Origin of the sequence: Bacillus sp. EB106-08-02-XG196 (assembly GCF_013396335.1) — a bacterium.
Classification (GTDB): Bacteria; Bacillota; Bacilli; order Bacillales; family Cytobacillaceae; genus Neobacillus.
On record NZ_JABWSY010000012.1, the window covers coordinates 165,216 to 183,931 of the forward strand.

The following is an 18,716-nucleotide window of genomic DNA, read 5'->3' on the forward strand; positions in this document are numbered from 1 at the left end:
TAATAGTCAATAATAATATTCAAATTTTCAAAATATTTTAATTAAATGGTTATATCGTACATAAAGAAGGATTTCCTTTTAAGATTTTTGCTACTTCCTTAGCCACTAATAAAGAGGTTCTTATCTGTGATTCATTCGTCAGTCCAGCAATATGCGGCGTCAAAATGACTCTTTCACATGACAAAAGTCTATTAGATTGTGAGATTGGTTCTATCTCGAGGACATCTAGAAATGCTCCAGCAATGGTATGATTATTTAAAGCGATAGATAGTTCATTCTCATCAATAATTCCACCCCTGGAGGTATTAATAATAACGGCTGAAGGTTTCATCCTATTTAGTTCCGTTTCAGAAATTAGATACTTTGTAGCGGCGGTTAATGGAACATGTAAGGAAACAAAATCCGATACCGATAATAATTCTTCTAAAGAGTCTTTTACCTGGACACCCGTTTCAGAAACGATATGGTCATACTCAGTGATAAACGGGTCGAATCCAATTACCTTCATTCCAAAAGCGTTTGCTCTTTTAGCTACACGGTGAGATATTTCTCCTAACCCAATTAACCCTAATGTTTTATCAGCTAGTTCTTCACCTGTATATTTTTTTCGATTCCAATGTCCTTTTCTAATATCATAATCTGCTAGATGAAGTGGTCTATTTGCACTTAACATAGCAGCCATTACGTATTCAGCTACTGAGGTAGCATTTGCATGACGAGCGTATATAACTTTAATGCCCCTTTCCTTTGCTGCAATTGTATCTATGTTATCTAGACCGACCCCAAGACGACCAACTACCTTTAAGCGATTTCCAGCCTCTAAAAGCTCTTGATCTACTTTCGTTTGATTCCTGACTATAATTGCATCATAGTGCTTCACCACTTGGAGCAATTTTTTACGATTTCCCCATAAATTCTCATCATAATCCACTTCTAGTCCTTGCTTAACCAGTTCCTCTATTCCATCATTCCAAATAATTTCTGTTATCAGAATTCTCATTTACAATCTCCTCTCCTTTATCTTTTTATTTTGATAAATCCTAATTTATATAATACCATTTTTAATATTTTTGGTACAGTGACCCAACCAATTTAACTAAAAAAATATCTACACTTTTAAATAAGAGCAGGAACCTCTTTTACGGCTCCTGCTCTTGATTATTTTCCCATAAAGTTTTGGTGAACGCTTTAAAAGCCCCATCTGAATTAAATTTTTAGTTCTAAGTGTTCGCTCTTTGCATTTGATACAGCTATTGACATTTTTCTTCTTTTTATCACCTGACGGATATTGGAAATACTGAAGATTACTAAAGCGATCCAGATGCATGAAAAAGTAACGGCATGGTCCTTCGTAAATGACTCCCCGTATATAAGTACTCCAAGTAGTAAACTAATGGTCGGTGCAATATATTGTAAGAAGCCCACGAGGTAGAGGGGAATCTTTTGTGCTCCGATACCAAACCATAAAAGCGGCAAGGCGGTAGCGATACCTGATCCTAGTAAAAATAAATCATTCTTAAGGGACCCGGTTGCGAAGCTATGCTGGCCATTTACACCTAAATAGGCTAAAAATAATAAAGCAAACGGTACAATAAACAATGTTTCTAGCAGCAAGCCTAAAATTGAATCTACTTTTATTAGTTTTTTTGACAATCCATAAAAACCAAAGGATAAGGCCAATATCAGCGCAATCCATGGGAAAGTTCCAAGCGATAACGTCATATAGACTACACCGATTCCGGCCACCACAAATGAGACAGCCTGCCAAACATTCATCTTTTCACCTAATACAAAAACCCCTAACAATACGGCGACCAGCGGATTAATAAAGTAGCCTAAGCTTGCCTCCACTATGTGGTTCGTATTCACAGCAAATATATAAACAAACCAGTTTATACTAATTAATAGAGAAGCAAGGAAAAGTCCTAACCAAGTTTTTTTCTGCCTCATTTGAACTTGAAAAAAGTTTTTTAATAGTTTTCGCTTCAAAATGCCTACTATCAGTAAAACGAAAATAAAAGACCAAATGACTCGATGAGCTAAAATTTCTAGCGCTGAAATTTGATCGATAAACTTCCAATAGATCGGTAAGACTCCCCAAAATATATACGCGCCTGCAGTATAGTAAATCCCTTTTGTATTTTCACGTTCCATTTCTTATTCCACCTAGTTTCTGTTTTACATAGTTGTTTAATACGCTTCAAAAAACACAAGTAATTATATCATACTATTCTTTTTATGGTAGGATTCATTCTTATAGAACTTAATTTTGCCTGGGCCATTACCACGATACCCGATTGTTGGGAGATGGGCGATTTATTATCGAATCCGAAATATGCTGCAGCTAAATTTAGCTGCAGCATTTTTCGGTTGATCACTAATTCTTAATGAGAATACTTTTCCGCTCTCGATTTGCGGATGTAATGGATGATAAAAGTAACCAAAAACGATAGTACCAAGAATCCGATAAAAATTTCGTTTGCGATGTAAATATCCACCAAAGTTAATCCCATTTTAATCGCAATAAAGGTGATTAGAATGTAGGCGGTTGTTTCGAGTTCAGGCACCCGGTCCATTAATGCAATGAAGAAAGTTGCCACTCCCCGCATTAGAAGAATTCCAATCATACCTCCAAGTAGGATGACCCAAACTTCTTCAGATACAGCCAGTGCAGTCAGAATACTATCTACTGAAAAGGCTAGATCCATGAGTTCTACACTAATAACTGTTGCCCAGAAGAAACCAAATATTTTTACTAACCAGCCTTTTGGTTGAACTTGTTCTTCTTCATTACTTGTTTCTTTTTGGCTAAGTTTGTCTTTAAAGAATTTAACTGCCAGCCACAACAGGTAAAGAGCACCGATTAATTTAATCCACCATAGTTTAATTAGAAATGTTCCTAATCCGATAAAGATAAAACGGAATATATACGCTCCCCAGAGACCATATACCAATGCCTTCTTTTGCTGCTCTTTTGGTAATGGTTTTACAAATGCAGACAAAACTAACGCATTATCTGCCGATAAGATACATTCGAGTACCGCTAGAGAAAGGATTAACCCCCAAGCTTTCGGTGAGGTTAATACCTCCGACCACATATGCCAATCTAACATTGCCGCATAGGTTGATAAAATGCCTTCCCACATTCTCCATTTCTCCTTCTGTATTTAATGTTTAGTCCATTTTTTCCAGCAATTCATTCAACTTCTTGAGTCCATTAATGATTTCATTCAATGATTGGTCTGTTTCCCCCTGAATGGAATTAGAAATCTTCTCGATTAATTCTTGATTGATTTCCTCTACCACACTTTTTCCCTTTTCTGAAAAAGCTACCTTTACAACTCTCTCATCGAATTCATCTCTTACACGTACTATAAGTCCTTTACCTTCAAGCTTTTTACACATGGTTGAAATATTGGTTCCGGCAATATGTAACCGGCTGGCTAAGGTGCCGATTGTATGAGAACCATGCCGATCTATTTCTAAAAGTATTCTCCCTTGCAATGTAGTTATCCCATTGTGTTCACATAGAGTGATAATTAAATTATTGGTTCTTTCATTTATTTGCCTGGTATAGCTCCAAAGGATATTTTTAAAATCGATTACATCCATGGGTACCTCCTTTTATATATAATTTATATTATATATAATTTATATATATTATAAATTATATACTTAATAATATCAAATCGTTTTTTAAATGAGTATTTATTAGAAGTAGTTCAAACAATAATGATATTCCGTAAGAGGAGGAATATCATTGGAACATACTTGGCTTTCTCTCGTGCCCTTTCTAATCGTTATCGCCATGTCGATTTGGCTAAAAAATATCTTACCTGGTCTTGTGGTTGGTCTTGTCGCAGGCTCATTGATATTTACTTCGGATATATTAGATGGAACCATTCAAAGTGTTACTTATATGGTGACTACTCTATCGGATGAAACCAACATAAAAATCATTGGGTTTCTATATTTATTTGGCGGTCTTGTGGGGATGATGAACATTTCTGGAGGGATTAAAGGTTTTTCAGAATGGGTGGGGACAAAGATAAAAAGTGAGCGCGGACTGCTGGGGCTGATTTGGCTCACCCTCCCTTTTACCTTTATGATGCCTATGTTTCGGATTATGATGATTGGTCCTGTTGTCAAATCCCTTGCAAAAAAGATGAACGTCTCGAAGCAAAAAGTTGGGCTGACGATGGACATTTCTACAGAATCAGTCATTGTCCTTTTACCAGTCGCGACCGCATTTGTGGGCTTCATGGTTTCTTTAGTAGAAGGCAGTATCCGCGACTTGGATTTTGGAATGTCGCCCTACGAAGTATTCTTATTGAGTATCCTGTTTAACTTTTTTGCGATCATTACGCTTGTTATTGGATTAATCCAAACTTTATGGAACCGTGGTACTAAAAATACAAATGTAAAAGGAATCCAAGAGCAGCTGGAAGAAGAGGAGCATGAATTTCACCGCGTTGGTATCAAAAAAGAATTATCCATGGTGAAAGCTCAACCGTGGAACTTGATTGTCCCTGTCTTTTTATTACTAGGATTTTCTCTGTTTCTGTTGTGGCAGGATGGGAGAAGTAAAGGAGCAAAAACAGTTTTTGATGCTTTTTCGATTGCAGACGCCACTTTTGTTATGCTTTTAGCTGTCTTTATCACTCTCATCCTATCATTTATTTTTTATATTATCAGACGGCAACATATTAGTGAGCTGTTGTATCATTTTTATGATGGCGGGAATCAGATGATGGAGGCAATTAGCTTGCTCGTGCTGATTTGGTCATTAACCCTTTCAGCTGAGGACTTAGGTTTCTCCACCTTTATTAGCTCAACTTTAGGGGCATTCTTACCAGCTTGGTTAACTCCTGCCACCATCTTTCTGCTTGGCTCTGTTGTTGGCTATTTTATCGGATCCTCGTGGGGAACTTGGGGATTGTTTATGCCACTAGGTGTCTCATTGGCGGTTTCTACCGGTGCCTCCATCCCGTTAACGGTTGGTGCCGTATTTGCAAGTGGAGCCTTCGGGGCGTTGGCTTCCCCATTGGGTGACACCACCATAACGACAGCTTCCATAATGGATTTACCGATTGTTGAGTATGCTCGATATAAATTGAAGGTTTCCGTAATTGGCGGAATTATTTCAATCGCTTGCTATCTTGTAGTTGCCTTCTTTATTTAGATAGCTACACAAAATTACTCGATAAATAAACACGAGCGGCCGCATCCGCTCGTGTTTTTACTATCTATCAAGGAAAAGGGAATAATGACAAACGAAATATCTGTTGTTTTACTATTTATACATAATTAATCGAATGGTTGTATTTACTTACTTCATTTTATCCAAGGTAACTTCGAAAATCATACATAAAAAAAGGGAAAAGGGAATCGAAACTATTAATGCCAAAATTGGTCTTGAAAAATGCAATCGAATGACCATAAACATGACTACCACAAATAATAGTGACCATCCGAGATTCCACCCGTTATGATAAGAAATTGCGCCTAATCTAACAGATACATACTCTAAAACAATAAATACTAAAATAAAAAATGAAATATAAATGCCCTTCTTGTATATACCTGATTTATATGGATATTTAGATAAAAAGACCCATGTTGATAATGGCATACCAAGTAGAATAAGCAACAACATAGGGATCATTGAGTAACCTACCCCATTTGGTTCCATTTTCCACAATTGAAATTTATAACAAAGGACTTCATACAAAGCATTCCCAAGCGCAGCAAATAACATAGAAGGATAATATTTTCTCCAATCACGATCTCCAAATTTCATTGCAGCGATAATCCATGAAATAGAGAGAATAATTGCTACCATAACCGAACACCTACCTTACCGGTAGTTTTCCAATAATAGTAAATAATAAACCCCAAAGTCTATTTCAGCACACAAAAATAGACCAACAATTTGTTGACCTATTACTTTTGCTTCTTACGGCTTATGACAGATATAGACTATCATTTTTATCGGTAATTATTATGAATGGGTTCAAACAAGTTTTCTTCACTTTTTCGAACCACTGCAAAATTGTCGACATTGTAATGCCCATGCAATGTTTTATTATGATGATCTATGATTTGTACAGCAGTTAGGACGGTTGAGTCTTTTGTAGAATGACCATCTGCTGCTAATGTTACATCAAACCCACTAATTGTAGCGGTTCTCACTGCAGAGTCAATACAGTATTCTGTTTGACATCCCATGATGACAAGGTGTTCGATTTCATGTTCTTTTAGGTACTCCAATAAAGGCGTTCCATAGAATGAATTGGTCGCTTTTTTATCAAAAATCTTTGATGACGATGGGACGTTAATTTTCTGGTGGACTTGAAACCCTTCCCCTTTACCGCCAGCCACATCTTTATCTCTTACAAAAACAACTAATGCATCAGATTCTTTTGCCTTATCAATAACCAAGTTAATATTGTTCAAGAGCTCCTCTTTTTTAAAAACACTACTATCAGATTCATTTCCTTCTATTAATTCCTGCTGGGCATCAATAACAAGCAAAGCTTGATTCACTGGCGCAACTCCTCTCATTACAATATTATCTAATACTCAAATTACTTTCATGGCTTTATGTTTAACAAATAATAGATAAAACTTCAATACCTTTTCACCTGCAAGGTATTTATCACTTTCGTATACATTTGTGCATAATTCTCCAAAGTAATCTACCAATACACCCTCTCCTCTAAAAACATAATATTCTGATATATACTTCCACAGACTATCATAGCAATCCTTTTTTTAAAAAATATTTATGACATAGCAGAGATGTTTAAATAAGTATTGATTCGAATCAAGCTTATTATTACATTCTAATTTCAACTGGCATGATCATTACCGAGAGCATGATTCTTACCGAAATTGGGTCACAATTCACGACTAATTGTGACCCAAATTATGTATCTTTTTGTTTTTTGGTAACAATCAACCAGCAATTGTACCCAACCATTGCTTTTGGCCGATTTTCGAGTACAATTCCTAAAAATCGTTAATTTCTTTCTTACTTACCTTCGTTTTCCGATTCCCACTTTGCCACTTCCTCACGAACAATTGGTGCCACTTCTTTTCCTAGCAGTTCGATTGATCTCATGACATCTTCATGAGGCATGGTTCCAACTGGACAGTGAAGCATAAAGCGTGTGACTCCAACATTCTTTCGCAGGTTAATGATTTTTTCAGCAACCGAATGCGGATCTCCCACATACAAAGCCCCGTGTAGACTACGAGCAGAGTCGAAGGTTGTTTGATCATATCTTCCCCAACCACGCTCTCGACCTAGTTTATTCATGGCCTGTTGTGTTGAAGGGAAAAACTTCGCCGCAGCTTCCTCTGTACTTTCGCCAACAAAACCATGTGAATGCGAGGCAACCGGCAGTTTTGAAGCATCATGACCTGCATGTTCCGCGGCTTTCTTATAAAGCTGGACAAGTGGTGCAAAATGCTGTGGACTCCCACCAATGATGGCTAGTACAAGTGGCAATCCAAGCAGGCCTGCACGGATGACAGATTCCTGATTGCCGCCACTGCCTATCCATACTGGCAGCGGATCCTGAACTGGTCTTGGATATATACCCAAGTTATTGATAGCTGCTCGATGTTCACCTTGCCAAGTTACCTTCTCTGACTTCGTTATTTTTAAAAGTAGATCCAGCTTCTCTTCGAATAACTGATCATAGTCCTTTAAATCGTATCCAAACAAAGGAAAGGATTCGATGAAGGATCCCCGGCCAGCCATGATTTCCGCACGTCCATTTGAGATAGCATCGAGCGTTGCAAAATCCTGAAATACTCGCACTGGATCGGCAGAAGATAGAACCGTAACCGCACTGGTCAAACGAATTCTGTTAGTTTGAGCTGCCGCGGCAGCAAGCACGACAGCAGGAGATGACGCAGCATAATCCTCTCGATGATGTTCCCCTACTCCAAAGACATCTAGCCCTACTTGATCTGCTAATACAATTTCCTCAACGACTTCACGTATCCGTAGTGCATGACTTATGACTTTACCGGTTTCAACGTCCGGTGTTGTTTCTACAAACGTGCTTAACCCTATTTCCACAAAATGGCCTCCTACCTATATTGTCGACAACCAAAATAGTAGATTTCAATTATCATTTGATGTCAACAAAGCTATAGTGCTAGTAACACTACTCGAAGTTTATCATAGAGAATAGAGGCGTGCCAGGCAATGAGTTTGCTTCATGAAGATCACTTTTCAATTTCCCTTTGATTTTGTGCTGCATAAATCCCTGAAACCCCACCTCAGTTAACATAATATTATTACAGTAATCCAAAACACGCATTAGGGTCTATTCGCTGTCATATCGTTATATGGCAGGATTAGCTTTTTCACCTTATCATAGTTCATTGAACTAATTTCTCTCATTAAACGTGGAATTGCTTTTTCAGGGTAACCATAATCCCGAAGCAACTTTTCCATTTTTCTCATCTCTTCCATCCTAATACCTCCAATTACATTTTATTTTCATCTTTACTATTCCCTTAAATATGATTGAGCTAAATGGAAATATTTTATTCGATGGTTATTTCCAGCAATAAGACTGTATAGTCTAATCCAAAATACATAACCTATTGCTGTTTAGGAGGTGAAACAGGATGTCTAACCAAAAGCAAAACAACAAAGGTGTTGCAGATGGTATTAAAGAAACAGCGGGTGCTGCTTTTCACACACTTCATAGTGCCTTGGAAACCACGGAAAATGTCGCTATGAATGCTGTAGACGCGGCTAAAAATGCTGCAAATGATTTAACAGGAAATGGTAAAGATCAACGAAATTGTGATTAAAAAAAATCCCTTTTACAGGGATTTTTTTTGCTAGATGTATTATTTTTTTGTATCTTATTATTTTGTAATTTTGTAATTTTTATGGTTTACAATCGTGATCAGGGGTTCATCCTTTTCTTTCGATACACCATATTGAACCATAACAGAATTTTCCCTTACGCCAGTAACAATACCTTCGAAAGGATTTCCCTCCCGTTTAAAGGAAATCTTATCGCCAACTTTAGCATTAGCCATTCTATCACCTCGACTATATATTTTCCAAAAATAACTGTTAAAATACTTGTTTGCCAGTGCTTAGTTATCTATTTCGGAGTAATTAATTTTTATAAAATTGAAAAAAACGGCAGGATGATAATAGTAAGAGTTAGGAAAAAAACAGCTAGTGCACCTATTTTCTGTTTCTCCTTCCAAAGAGTGACACCAAAGCCAAAGGTATACACCGTAATCAAAAATAAAGAAATGATAATCAATATTTGCAACTTACTCCTCCCCCACCTTTTTAATACTCTTTGTTTGATTCCCAAAATCAACAATCTCGATCTCCGCTTTTACATTAATGTCTGCATGAATGTATGATTTTGCCCAATTGAATTTTTGATATTCCTGAAGCGTTGCAAAATATTTCCTAGCATAGAGGGATAGAGGGTATGGTACACCTTTTAATTTTGTTTGTGTCTTTTTAAACAGTTTTTCCATCACATCTTCAATATGATTCGCTATATGTTTTTTTAAGATTTGCCGATTTTTTTCGTTTAAATAGTTGACCACGGAGGGATTTGACATAATTTCCACCTTTAAAGGGATGGTGATGGTGATTCTTGGTGTAACCCCCTTTAAATTCATTCTTACTTTATTGTTTTCTGTTTTTAGAATTCTTGCTGCAAATTGTTTCGAATCGGCAGAAAATGGGTCGGGTATATTCACCAATATATCCTTTATATTCGTTGTATCATCTAGAATATTTACCGTACGTGTTTCTTGCCCGGTTAGTTTACTAATCATTACGCCATTCTTGAAAACAGCAGACCCAATGAATTGTGTGTTATCCAGTTCACCTGTTGCATTCAATTCACCTGCCAGATAGTCATCTTCCATTTTGATTTCAGGATTCTTCTCCCTTTTAGCCGTTGTGTACATTGCCAAAAAGAGATCAGTTCCTCTATCTGCAGTTAGAAAATAACGGAATAGTGTGGAATCGGGGATGAGCCCATTGTCAATTCCATGATTGACCATAAATTGAAAGTATTTATGTGGTCTTGTCTCCATTTTCGGACGATTATTTAGAAAATACTCATTCGCCTTTTCACTTGAAACCGCTAGATAACTATTTAGGCGAATTTCTTTATCTTTTAAAACTTCGGAAAAAATCACATGAAAATGGGAGTCACTCGCAAATTCCTCTGATACAACAAAAATTCTTAATAGTTCATAACTTATATTACGAGAGATAATAGAATTAGCAGTTGCTTTGGCTGCAATAAAATCATTGGCATCAAACGAGATAATTTCTCGCGGCTTCTCCGTTGATCCCCCGCCGCCTTGTATACTCCCCACTTCGGGATTGGCAAGTAACATGGTGACTTTTATTTTCCCATCTTGTTTAGAAAGATCAAGTCCTAGTCCAATGACATAGGATTTATCTTCCAGTTCTTCACGATCCCAACAGCCTGTTACTAAGCACACCATGACGAAAAGCAATAACATTCTACATACTGTTTTTGTTTTTTGCATGTTTAAATTCTCCCTTTATTAAAGCAGCCAGCCAAATACTAATCGAAATACCGGCGAACATAGGACCCGCAATATTTCTTATTATAGGTCTAAACCTTAGAGCGACATCAAGAGGTGCTTCTGGAATGATTCCAATCAACAAATAAATCGTTGCCAGCGACGGGATCAAGTATTCAAAATCTTTAATTTTAAAAAGATGACCGAACATAAGGGTATTTATGTATAAAAATGCAGTAAATCGAATAAATACGCACATAATCCAGACAATGAAAAAGATGATTTCGACATTCGGTATATAATCTCCTAGAGAAATAAAACGAATGGCTGTGTGGAATGGATAGGCAATTCCCGCTAATGAATGATCAAACATGCAGGTATAAATTAGAATGGCTGCACTAATTTGGATACTAACGTAAACAAACGCAATCCATGTGCCTTTTTTGAATGCTTTGTTTGACGTAAGATACGGGACTACCATGGTCAACAGAAAAAAATCAGCAAATAAAGTTAGATTTTTTGAACCTTCCTTTACTACTTCAAGTTGTCCTGGACCCCAAATGGGAAACATCGAATTTAAATTGCTATGCTTAGTAGCAAGCCATAACGCAAGATAAAAAGTAAGGATTGCTGAGAAAATGAGTAGATAGGAAGCCGAACCAATATGTTGAAGTCCTTTCTTAGCGCCATATGCGCTAACAAGCATTATAAGAACATAGATGATTAGATTAGGTGTTGTAGTAAAATAAAAGGTTCGAATGATATTTGTATACGTTCTTGTATCAAACGAAATAGCATATGAACTGATGATAAATATGCTAAGACAAACAATAAAACCAAGATATTTTCCGAGTAATAATTTAATAACGGAAAATAAGCCTTTATCTTGATACAACGATATCGTCTTTATTAATAAATAAAGAGGGATAAAAAAGAGTCCTGCTGATAGGATTGGGATCATCCAGGCTGCGTTTTGTACCTGACTATACAGATTGGCTGGCGTATCCTCTGTAGCTTTAGCACCCACCATTAAGATAGCGATCGAAACAAATTCACGAATTCCAAGTTTTCCAGGTTTCTGATTCATATGTTTTATCCCTTTCTTTGTTTAACCATATCCTTTGGTTTTAAATATCCTGGGCGAAACCTTTCTTTCATTGGTACATGACGGATAAGTAAGTCCTTTGACGATTGGGAATGTGGTGTCATCGGTGCAAAATATGGTGTTCCAAAGGATTTCAGTGAGAGTAAATAAAAGAGTCCAGCAATTAATAAAGCCATCACTCCATATATTCCGATAAATCCGGCAGAAAAAATAAATAAAAAACGGGTAATCCGAATCGCAAAATTCATGCTTATATCAATGATAATAAAAGAGCTTAGACCGCTTAAGGCAATAACAATAATGACAATGGGACTAATGATATTTGCTTGAACAGCCGCTTGACCCAAGATTAAAGCACCAACAATCCCAATTGTTGGACCAATTGGTGAGGGCACTCGTAGACCAGCTTCACGTATAAGCTCAAAGGCTATTTCCATCATTAAAACTTCCATAATTGACGGAAAGGGCACTTTCTCCCTTGTTCCGGCAATGGCCATTAATAAATCTGGCGGAATCATCCCAACATGAAAGTTTGTAATGGCAAGATAGAAAGGAGAGGTGAATAGGGCAACAAACAGAGCAAGAAATCGTAAAATTCGAATGAAATTACCATAGGGTGTACGTAAATAATGATCTTCTGGCGAATGAAACATCGCCCAGAAGGTTGCAGGCAGGATTAAACAACTAGGTGAATTTTCCATTAGCAAAATTATATGCCCTTCTTCGATAAATGCAGCCGCACGGTCAGGACGTTCGGTATAGACTATAGTAGGAAATAAAGACCTTGGTCGCTCTTCTAGATATTGCTCTAAAATACTTAAATCGATAATACTATCAACATCAAATGAATCTAGCTTATCTATTATGGTTTTTAGCAGTTCTTCATTTACAAGGTCATTTTGATAAACCAGAAATACATTGTTCCTGGATCGTTTTGAAATAGTCTGAGTTTTAACGAGAAGATTTTCATTTTTTATTTTTTTACGGATTAAAGCAATATTGTCGATTACCCTTTCATTAAAAGCTTCTTTTGCCCCTTTTACAATTACCTCATTTTCAGACTTTTCAATCGAACGGCCACTAATTTTGGTCGTTTCAAACAAATAACATTGGTCATCGCCATCCACAAATAAGGCGGTGTTCCCACTAGTAATAAATTCTGTAATCTCCCCAATATTTGTATTTGTAGTTATAATAGGATAGGAAACGATATCTAGAATTTTTTCTGACGGGTGCTCGTTATCAATTAATGGCTCCTGGATACTCTGCATAATAATTTGTAAATCTACCATTGTGCTCAAGTAAATAATAAAACCCTTGCGTTTAAGGGAAGTGATGGTGAACTCACGCACTTTGACATCAATATTATCGGGAACAGAAAAAAGAGACTTAAAAGTCGCTAAATTTCGCTCATAACATGTGCTTATGTCTTGTTCTTTTAATTCCAGTTCCTCAGTATTGGGTTTCTCCTTAAATTCTGGCTCTGTATTGAGACTTTTCATCAACAACTTGGAGATTTTTTTCCTCATCCTAAATCCCTCCCAGTTTTTATATCGTTTTCCATTTCTAGGAGTTTTATGTATGTATAGGGATTTAAGAAAAAATTGAAAATCATTATTTCGAATTACGAAAAAGATGGTACAATACATGTTATTAAATGATTGGATTAGGAGAATGTCATGAAAAAGAAATGGATGATATATGGGATGTTGTTTATCGCAACAGCTACATGGGGAAGTGCGTTTATAGCTGGTAAAATTGCGGTTCAAAGCTTTGAACCGGCAACGGTAGCATTTTTACGGTTTTTAGGGGCTGCAGTTCTTTTATTCCCACTTATGTGGATCATGGAAAAAAATCGTAAGAAACCTACACTCAAGGATTATGGATTATTTGCAATTCTCGGATTAACCGGTATTGCACTCTATAATATCTGCTTTTTTATTGCTACCAAGCAGGCACCCGTTATTAAGAGTTCACTATTTATTGCCTCAAACCCAGTTTTAATTGTTCTTTTATCTGGGTTATTTTTAAAAGAAAAAATCACGAAGAATCATATTATTGGCATGGTAATTGCCCTATCGGGAGCTGCCTTTATTATCACAGATGGACATATCCTCACATTGTTTCAACTTGGATTTGAAACCATTGATTTTGTTTTACTTGGTGCCGTCATTAGTTGGGCTTTATACAGTGTGGTGGGTAAAGTGGTGTTGAAAAAATATAGTGCTGTGGAATCCACTACTTACGCGGTTGCGTTTGGTACGGTATTTTTAGCACCGTTTGCTTTTTTAGAAACATCTTGGCAGGATATTACTCAAGCTAGTGTTTCAACCTGGGTAGCGATTGCCCATATGAGTATTTTTGTAACCGTCGTTTCCTTTATTATGTATTATTACGGAATCAAAGAGGTTGGTGCAGCCAAAGCTTCTATTTTTATTAATGTCATGCCGGTATCGGCAGTATTAATGGCTACCATCTATTTAGGAGAAACCTTCACCTGGGCACATGGGATTGGGGCTGCATTTGTATTAACCGGAGTTTATATTGGAACAAATACGAAGTTATTTAACCGGAAATTACCTGCTGCTAATGTGGTAGATTTCCATTAAAAAAACCAAGAATCAATGAAGTCCTTGGTTTTTCTAACTAAATTAACTATACTATTTATCTGCTAACTTCTCTAAGTGAGGTATCCTTCTATTCAGAATTTTCATTTCCTGCCAGGAGGTAGTTATAAACAAGACTCAAAAACGTTTTTCCGGCCATAAGCATTGCTCGTTCATCAAAATCAAAACGAGGATGATGGTGCGGGAAAACGAAATTTGGGTCTTCCATTGCTGCACCCGTAAAAAAGAACATTCCTGGGACATGCTGTAAATAGTAGGAATAATCTTCAGACGCCATTAAAATTGGCGGCTCCGTGACTTTACCTTCACCAAAATTATTTATAGCTACTTCTCTAAAAAACTCGACTTCTTTATCATGGTTTATAATAGCAGGATAGCTGCGTGTATAATTGATCTTTGCAGAAGCATGAAAGGCAGAACAAACTCCATTGATAATTGATTTGAATTCTCTTTCCATCAGGTCTCTAACTTCCGGACTTGTTGTTCGGACTGTTCCTTCAAATACAGCTTTATCAGCAATCACATTTGCTGCATCACCCGCATGAAAAGTCCCAATCGTTAACACAGCTGGTTGAAGTGGATCAACCTGCCGACTCACGACTAATTGTAATTGATTAACGATTTGTGTTGCTATAATAATAGAATCAACGGTTTCATGTGGGGAGGCACCATGTCCACCTTTACCCTGTATCGTAACTTCAAATCCGTCTATCGATGATGTTATAGCTCCTTTTCTCGTCCCTAAAATTCCTGAAGGAGTCATAGAAGATAAATGAGCACCGAAAATCACATCTACCCCATCCAAGCAGCCATCCTCAATCATTTGGATGGCGCCGCCGGGATGGTATTCTTCCGCGTGTTGATGGATGAGCACAACATTACCCGATAACTCTTCACGTACGTCGCTTAAAACTTTCGCAACTGCTAGGAGGGTCGCTGTATGTCCATCATGACCGCAAGCGTGCATGACTCCTGGAACAGTAGATTTATAAGGAACATCCTTTTCATCCTGAATTGGCAGGGCATCGAAATCTGCTCTTAATGCTACCGTCTTGCCGGGCTTACCGCCTCGAATCGTGCCAACAACCCCTCTTCCGCCGACACCAGTCCGGACTTCAATGCCATAACTTGTTAATATTTCAGCAATCATTTTAGGTGTTTCTATCTCCTCAAATGAAAGCTCTGGATGCTGGTGAAAGTGCCTTCTCCATTCCACCATTTGTTCATACATTTCTTCTAATTTCGTATGTAAGTTAGTCAACATTAGTAAACTCTCCTTAATAAAGACTTTTTCATGAATCATCAAAGGGCACGATATCGAAAGGGTAAAGGTCCTATCGTGTCATGCCCCAAGTTCTACTCAATAAAATGATTACTCAATATTTGACATATTTCGATTTTTGGCTGTCCTAAATAATACTCTTTAATTGCAGATAATTCAACATTTTGATCTTTAGCATATTTTTACAAACGTAAAAGCTCCATTCGTTTCATTTGGATTTTGAGGATTTGTGATACGCAGCAAATACGGATGGGGAATCGCCATTCATTTCAGCATATCAAAGGATTAGTTATAAAGTTACACACTCCCAAGTGAACCGTAATCCATAATATGGGAACAAAAAACTCGTGTAACGAACTTTTTATCGTGTCTATTAAACGGGTTATAATGTAAAAATAGTGATGCTTTTTCATTTTACCTTTGCTACTCCTAATGCAAAATAGTTCCAAAGTAAATTTTCAACTAATTCAGCTTGGGTTTCTTCACAATCAATAATGAGTATAACCTCTGAATGCTTTCCTTTTAAAACCCTGTTTTTCTTCTTTAAAACTCTTTCAGTAAAAAGTCGAATCGAAAGTCCTAGCAAAAATCCGATAAAGGCACCAATAAGTCCCCAGTAAATGGGACCCCAAGCTAATTTAAATCCGATACTAGCACCAATTACCGAAAAAGCAGTTGCGAGTGCCATCCCTATATCACTAAATGAGGTACCGTCTGAATGATGCGTGGAGTCAAAAATCTTACGTTCCTCTGTTCTATTATCTAGTGGGATCGCAAATATAGCTTCTTTTTTAATCCCCTTTTTCTCCAATTGTGAAATAGCTATTTCTAAAAAAGCGTTACTTTCAAAAGTGGAAAAGAGCTGCAAATGGATCACTTCACCTTTTGTCCTTTTAGTAGTCGAAAACCTGTTGCTTGGTAATTCTTTTTTAAATATTTCTTTTGTTCCTCTTTGTAGAGTTTATTGCTTTCGATTGCACTCATGTAAGCATCGAAAGCTGCAAAACCATAATGAGATGGAAGGAATAAGAGCCATTCAGCATTTAATACAGAGGTAGCCTGACTGACTTTACCTAAAAATAAGAGGGAAACGGCCTCTTGGGCATGCGAAAAATAATAGAAAGTAACCACCCAAAAGATAACAAAAAAGGAAGTCATAATCCTATGTGCATAAAGCTGCCCAAGACCAGGCACAAATAGCGACCATACTACGGCTATTATAGGGTTTCTTTTATCAAGATAATTTATTTCCACTGCTCCTAGGCTGAAGGTATTGAAACTGTGATCCTCACTGTCTGCCAGCAGATAAATTTTGTTCATATCAACCGTTGTTCGATAACTATCCCATATGGTAAAAAGGTAAACTGGAATATACATTAAAAGCCATCTTGTGTCTAATACTTCCTTCGCCATATCGATATTTCCTTGAAAGGAATAAATCATAGCTAGATTAACATGGGCTTTAATATTCACGATAACTTCCCAAATAAATAGTACATACCCTCTAAGGTACTTTGATAAAAGCAAATGTCCGAATCCTGGAAAGGCAGCGGACCACCAGGCAATTATATAAGGGTTACGTAAGTGAATTTGAGAAATGCCTAAAATGCTAACATGTGCTTTGTATCGTCTAGCAGTGTTATCATTGGTATAGTTGTTCATTTATGCACCTACAGAAAACAATTAATTTCCAATAGTTTCCCAAATAAAATATTTATTATCCTATTTTTACTTTTATCCTACTGACTTTAATCCAAAATAAAAACTCGTCCAAGTGAACGAGTTGTATTACGAATTATTTATCTTAACGGTGTTTTTTTCCATTTCAATCATTCTTTTTAAGTATTCATATTCTGATTTTTCGAGAATATCTATTTCCCTGTTTGTTGCCAGCAGGATTTGGTCCCTGCATTTAGCGACTCTTTGAATCATCGGATGTATGGTTAAACTTGATAGATTAACAAAGTCATATAAATCATTTAAACACACGGGCAGTTTATAGCCTTTATTGCTGGAGGCAATTAATAATCCCTGATCGCGCAGCTTCGAAACAATGTTGGAGCGAAAATAATGTTGTTTGATTTTGTTGATTCTGATGGCATTCAGGTTATCAAGAATTTCCTCAGTATACACATACTCATCCGGATTTTCCTTCAGATTAAATAGAAGAAACTTTAGTAAATCAATTCGGACTCTTTCATCCTCTTCTTCACTTTTTCGATGTTCCTCAATGTATTGATAAGCCAAATTAACAGCTTGTTTAATGATAATCTGATCGGTTTCTGAATCCGTTTTTTCAAAATGGTAGTCATAGAGATAGTGCTTATAATCATGCGGCCACAGATTTATGGTGATGATTTTGTTTTTCAAAAGTTTATAAAACGCTGGATACTGTTTAGAGTGATATTTTCCATCATACCCTTTTGCTATCGTCCCGGCAATAAACTCTGACAATTCAAGAAGAATTTGTGATTGGCTATTGTTAAAACCAAACGTTGAATAATTAAATAAATCCGGGATGCACCTCTGTTTTACGTAAGCGATAAATTCCTGCATAAACTCCTTTGGTCCATGTTCATCAGCGACAAGATCAAGGGTTTCAAAGGTACGATATAAATCTTCAAAAATCTTACGATTAAAAAATTTAATAAACGTCTTTTCATAGGTAACACCGCTGTCCTCCCTAATTTTCCGTTTATCAATGACATACGCATACACTTTAAAGGGTAAATCCTTTAGGTCTTTTAGGATTTCTATTCGAAGATTATCGTCTATTTCACCGTGTTGAAAGTGTTTTAATTTAATTCTTTCTACTTCTTGCTCAAGGATTTCTTTATCAGAACCTTTTAGTAAGATAGAAACGATTATAAAGTGGGTCGAAGTCTCTAGTTGCTCAAAATCGAATCCATAATGGCCATATTCATTTACAAAAGCATATTGGATATCATTCAATTTTATCCCACCTCGCCAATGGAAAAACTTATTATACTTAATTCAACAAAAAATCATCTAAACCCTTTTAAATCTGCTAATTTCCCCTTAAAACCCCTCCGGGACTTTAGTACCTATTGTAAAAAAAACTTATATTACAAATTTCTTGAAGGATACTATGGTATATATTTGTTTTTGCGAAAGG

21 protein-coding genes are annotated in these 18,716 nt (G+C 36.7%); 3 read left to right on the plus strand and 18 right to left on the minus strand.

The window, feature by feature from the left end; translation table 11 throughout:
* Positions 1-49: 49 nt before the first annotated feature.
* The 4 genes from MLOOGBEN_RS19330 to MLOOGBEN_RS19345 form a co-directional block, all read right to left on the minus strand.
* Positions 50-1,000, minus strand: a complete 951-nt coding sequence (locus tag MLOOGBEN_RS19330) for a hydroxyacid dehydrogenase (protein ID WP_179159907.1) — start codon at positions 998-1,000, stop codon at positions 50-52.
* Positions 1,001-1,206: 206 nt separating this feature from the next.
* Positions 1,207-2,154 (minus strand): EamA family transporter RarD, encoded by a 948-nt coding sequence (gene rarD / locus MLOOGBEN_RS19335; protein WP_179159908.1) that lies wholly within the window; start codon positions 2,152-2,154, stop codon positions 1,207-1,209.
* A gap of 230 nt (positions 2,155-2,384) precedes the next feature.
* Complete coding sequence (locus MLOOGBEN_RS19340; protein ID WP_179159909.1) at positions 2,385-3,146, minus strand: TerC family protein; 762 nt, start codon at positions 3,144-3,146, stop codon at positions 2,385-2,387.
* A gap of 28 nt (positions 3,147-3,174) precedes the next feature.
* Positions 3,175-3,612 carry a MarR family winged helix-turn-helix transcriptional regulator gene (locus tag MLOOGBEN_RS19345; RefSeq protein WP_179159910.1) on the minus strand — a complete coding sequence of 146 codons (438 nt, stop codon included), beginning with the start codon at positions 3,610-3,612 and terminating at the stop codon, positions 3,175-3,177.
* 148 nt (positions 3,613-3,760) lie between these two features.
* Here MLOOGBEN_RS19345 and MLOOGBEN_RS19350 point away from each other — a divergent pair, with 148 nt between their 5' ends.
* Positions 3,761-5,182, plus strand: a complete 1,422-nt coding sequence (locus MLOOGBEN_RS19350; protein ID WP_179159911.1) for a Na+/H+ antiporter NhaC family protein — start codon at positions 3,761-3,763, stop codon at positions 5,180-5,182.
* 147 nt (positions 5,183-5,329) lie between these two features.
* On the opposite strand, the gene MLOOGBEN_RS19355 is transcribed toward MLOOGBEN_RS19350, so the two are convergent.
* The 5 genes from MLOOGBEN_RS19355 to MLOOGBEN_RS19370 all read right to left on the minus strand — a co-directional run bounded on the left by MLOOGBEN_RS19355 (position 5,330) and on the right by MLOOGBEN_RS19370 (position 8,491).
* A complete protein-coding gene (locus tag MLOOGBEN_RS19355) occupies positions 5,330-5,842 on the minus strand; it encodes a CBO0543 family protein (protein WP_179159912.1) in 513 nt (170 codons plus the stop codon).
* A gap of 146 nt (positions 5,843-5,988) precedes the next feature.
* Positions 5,989-6,546 carry a cysteine hydrolase family protein gene (locus tag MLOOGBEN_RS19360; RefSeq protein WP_179159913.1) on the minus strand — a complete coding sequence of 186 codons (558 nt, stop codon included), beginning with the start codon at positions 6,544-6,546 and terminating at the stop codon, positions 5,989-5,991.
* Between the two features lie 36 nt (positions 6,547-6,582).
* Positions 6,583-6,705: a hypothetical protein gene (locus MLOOGBEN_RS29395; protein WP_256989183.1), complete on the minus strand. Its 123-nt coding sequence runs from the start codon at positions 6,703-6,705 to the stop codon at positions 6,583-6,585.
* 328 nt (positions 6,706-7,033) lie between these two features.
* On the minus strand, positions 7,034-8,092 hold the full coding sequence (locus MLOOGBEN_RS19365; protein WP_179159914.1) for an LLM class flavin-dependent oxidoreductase: 1,059 nt from the start codon (positions 8,090-8,092) through the stop codon (positions 7,034-7,036).
* 243 nt (positions 8,093-8,335) lie between these two features.
* Positions 8,336-8,491 (minus strand): hypothetical protein, encoded by a 156-nt coding sequence (locus tag MLOOGBEN_RS19370; RefSeq protein WP_179159915.1) that lies wholly within the window; start codon positions 8,489-8,491, stop codon positions 8,336-8,338.
* Positions 8,492-8,649: 158 nt separating this feature from the next.
* Here MLOOGBEN_RS19370 and MLOOGBEN_RS19375 point away from each other — a divergent pair, with 158 nt between their 5' ends.
* Positions 8,650-8,838, plus strand: a complete 189-nt coding sequence (locus MLOOGBEN_RS19375; protein WP_179159916.1) for a hypothetical protein — start codon at positions 8,650-8,652, stop codon at positions 8,836-8,838.
* Between the two features lie 57 nt (positions 8,839-8,895).
* Here the strand turns inward: MLOOGBEN_RS19375 and MLOOGBEN_RS19380 are convergent, their stop codons facing one another.
* The 5 genes from MLOOGBEN_RS19380 to MLOOGBEN_RS19400 form a co-directional block, all read right to left on the minus strand.
* Positions 8,896-9,072, minus strand: coding sequence for a DUF2187 family protein (locus MLOOGBEN_RS19380; protein WP_179159917.1), 177 nt, complete (start codon positions 9,070-9,072; stop codon positions 8,896-8,898).
* Between the two features lie 89 nt (positions 9,073-9,161).
* Positions 9,162-9,317, minus strand: coding sequence for a hypothetical protein (locus MLOOGBEN_RS19385; RefSeq protein WP_179159918.1), 156 nt, complete (start codon positions 9,315-9,317; stop codon positions 9,162-9,164).
* A gap of 1 nt (position 9,318) precedes the next feature.
* Positions 9,319-10,569, minus strand: coding sequence for a Ger(x)C family spore germination protein (locus MLOOGBEN_RS19390; RefSeq protein WP_179159919.1), 1,251 nt, complete (start codon positions 10,567-10,569; stop codon positions 9,319-9,321).
* A complete protein-coding gene (locus MLOOGBEN_RS19395) occupies positions 10,544-11,653 on the minus strand; it encodes a GerAB/ArcD/ProY family transporter (RefSeq protein ID WP_179159920.1) in 1,110 nt (369 codons plus the stop codon). The genes MLOOGBEN_RS19390 and MLOOGBEN_RS19395 overlap by 26 nt, the downstream gene beginning before the upstream one ends.
* A gap of 5 nt (positions 11,654-11,658) precedes the next feature.
* Positions 11,659-13,200 carry a spore germination protein gene (locus MLOOGBEN_RS19400; RefSeq protein ID WP_179159921.1) on the minus strand — a complete coding sequence of 514 codons (1,542 nt, stop codon included), beginning with the start codon at positions 13,198-13,200 and terminating at the stop codon, positions 11,659-11,661.
* Positions 13,201-13,350: 150 nt separating this feature from the next.
* Between MLOOGBEN_RS19400 and MLOOGBEN_RS19405 the strand changes: the two genes are divergently transcribed.
* On the plus strand, positions 13,351-14,280 hold the full coding sequence (locus MLOOGBEN_RS19405; protein ID WP_179159922.1) for a DMT family transporter: 930 nt from the start codon (positions 13,351-13,353) through the stop codon (positions 14,278-14,280).
* Between the two features lie 88 nt (positions 14,281-14,368).
* Here MLOOGBEN_RS19405 and MLOOGBEN_RS19410 read toward each other — a convergent pair whose 3' ends face one another.
* The 4 genes from MLOOGBEN_RS19410 to MLOOGBEN_RS19425 form a co-directional block, all read right to left on the minus strand.
* Entirely contained in the window at positions 14,369-15,562 is a 1,194-nt protein-coding gene (locus MLOOGBEN_RS19410) for a M20 metallopeptidase family protein (RefSeq protein ID WP_179159923.1), read from the minus strand.
* A 427-nt stretch (positions 15,563-15,989) separates the two neighbouring features.
* A complete protein-coding gene (locus MLOOGBEN_RS19415) occupies positions 15,990-16,448 on the minus strand; it encodes a hypothetical protein (RefSeq protein ID WP_179159964.1) in 459 nt (152 codons plus the stop codon).
* A gap of 5 nt (positions 16,449-16,453) precedes the next feature.
* Complete coding sequence (locus MLOOGBEN_RS19420) at positions 16,454-17,242, minus strand: hypothetical protein (protein ID WP_179159924.1); 789 nt, start codon at positions 17,240-17,242, stop codon at positions 16,454-16,456.
* A 126-nt stretch (positions 17,243-17,368) separates the two neighbouring features.
* A complete protein-coding gene (locus tag MLOOGBEN_RS19425; RefSeq protein WP_179159925.1) occupies positions 17,369-18,532 on the minus strand; it encodes a DUF3800 domain-containing protein in 1,164 nt (387 codons plus the stop codon).
* Positions 18,533-18,716: the final 184 nt, after the last annotated feature.

Excerpts from the sequence above, each read along its gene's own strand:
- MLOOGBEN_RS19330 (WP_179159907.1), bottom strand. The coding sequence starts at position 1,000 with ATGAGAATTCTGATAACAGAAATTATTTGGAATGATGGAATAGAGGAA.
- rarD (WP_179159908.1), bottom strand. The coding sequence starts at position 2,154 with ATGGAACGTGAAAATACAAAAGGGATTTACTATACTGCAGGCGCGTAT.
- MLOOGBEN_RS19340 (WP_179159909.1), bottom strand. The coding sequence starts at position 3,146 with ATGTGGGAAGGCATTTTATCAACCTATGCGGCAATGTTAGATTGGCAT.
- MLOOGBEN_RS19345 (WP_179159910.1), bottom strand. The coding sequence starts at position 3,612 with ATGGATGTAATCGATTTTAAAAATATCCTTTGGAGCTATACCAGGCAA.
- MLOOGBEN_RS19355 (WP_179159912.1), bottom strand. The coding sequence starts at position 5,842 with ATGGTAGCAATTATTCTCTCTATTTCATGGATTATCGCTGCAATGAAA.
- MLOOGBEN_RS19370 (WP_179159915.1), bottom strand. The coding sequence starts at position 8,491 with ATGGAAGAGATGAGAAAAATGGAAAAGTTGCTTCGGGATTATGGTTAC.
- MLOOGBEN_RS19375 (WP_179159916.1), top strand. The coding sequence starts at position 8,650 with ATGTCTAACCAAAAGCAAAACAACAAAGGTGTTGCAGATGGTATTAAA.
- MLOOGBEN_RS19380 (WP_179159917.1), bottom strand. The coding sequence starts at position 9,072 with ATGGCTAATGCTAAAGTTGGCGATAAGATTTCCTTTAAACGGGAGGGA.
- MLOOGBEN_RS19390 (WP_179159919.1), bottom strand. The coding sequence starts at position 10,569 with ATGCAAAAAACAAAAACAGTATGTAGAATGTTATTGCTTTTCGTCATG.
- MLOOGBEN_RS19395 (WP_179159920.1), bottom strand. The coding sequence starts at position 11,653 with ATGAATCAGAAACCTGGAAAACTTGGAATTCGTGAATTTGTTTCGATC.
- MLOOGBEN_RS19400 (WP_179159921.1), bottom strand. The coding sequence starts at position 13,200 with ATGAGGAAAAAAATCTCCAAGTTGTTGATGAAAAGTCTCAATACAGAG.
- MLOOGBEN_RS19405 (WP_179159922.1), top strand. The coding sequence starts at position 13,351 with ATGAAAAAGAAATGGATGATATATGGGATGTTGTTTATCGCAACAGCT.
- MLOOGBEN_RS19410 (WP_179159923.1), bottom strand. The coding sequence starts at position 15,562 with ATGTTGACTAACTTACATACGAAATTAGAAGAAATGTATGAACAAATG.
- MLOOGBEN_RS19420 (WP_179159924.1), bottom strand. The coding sequence starts at position 17,242 with ATGAACAACTATACCAATGATAACACTGCTAGACGATACAAAGCACAT.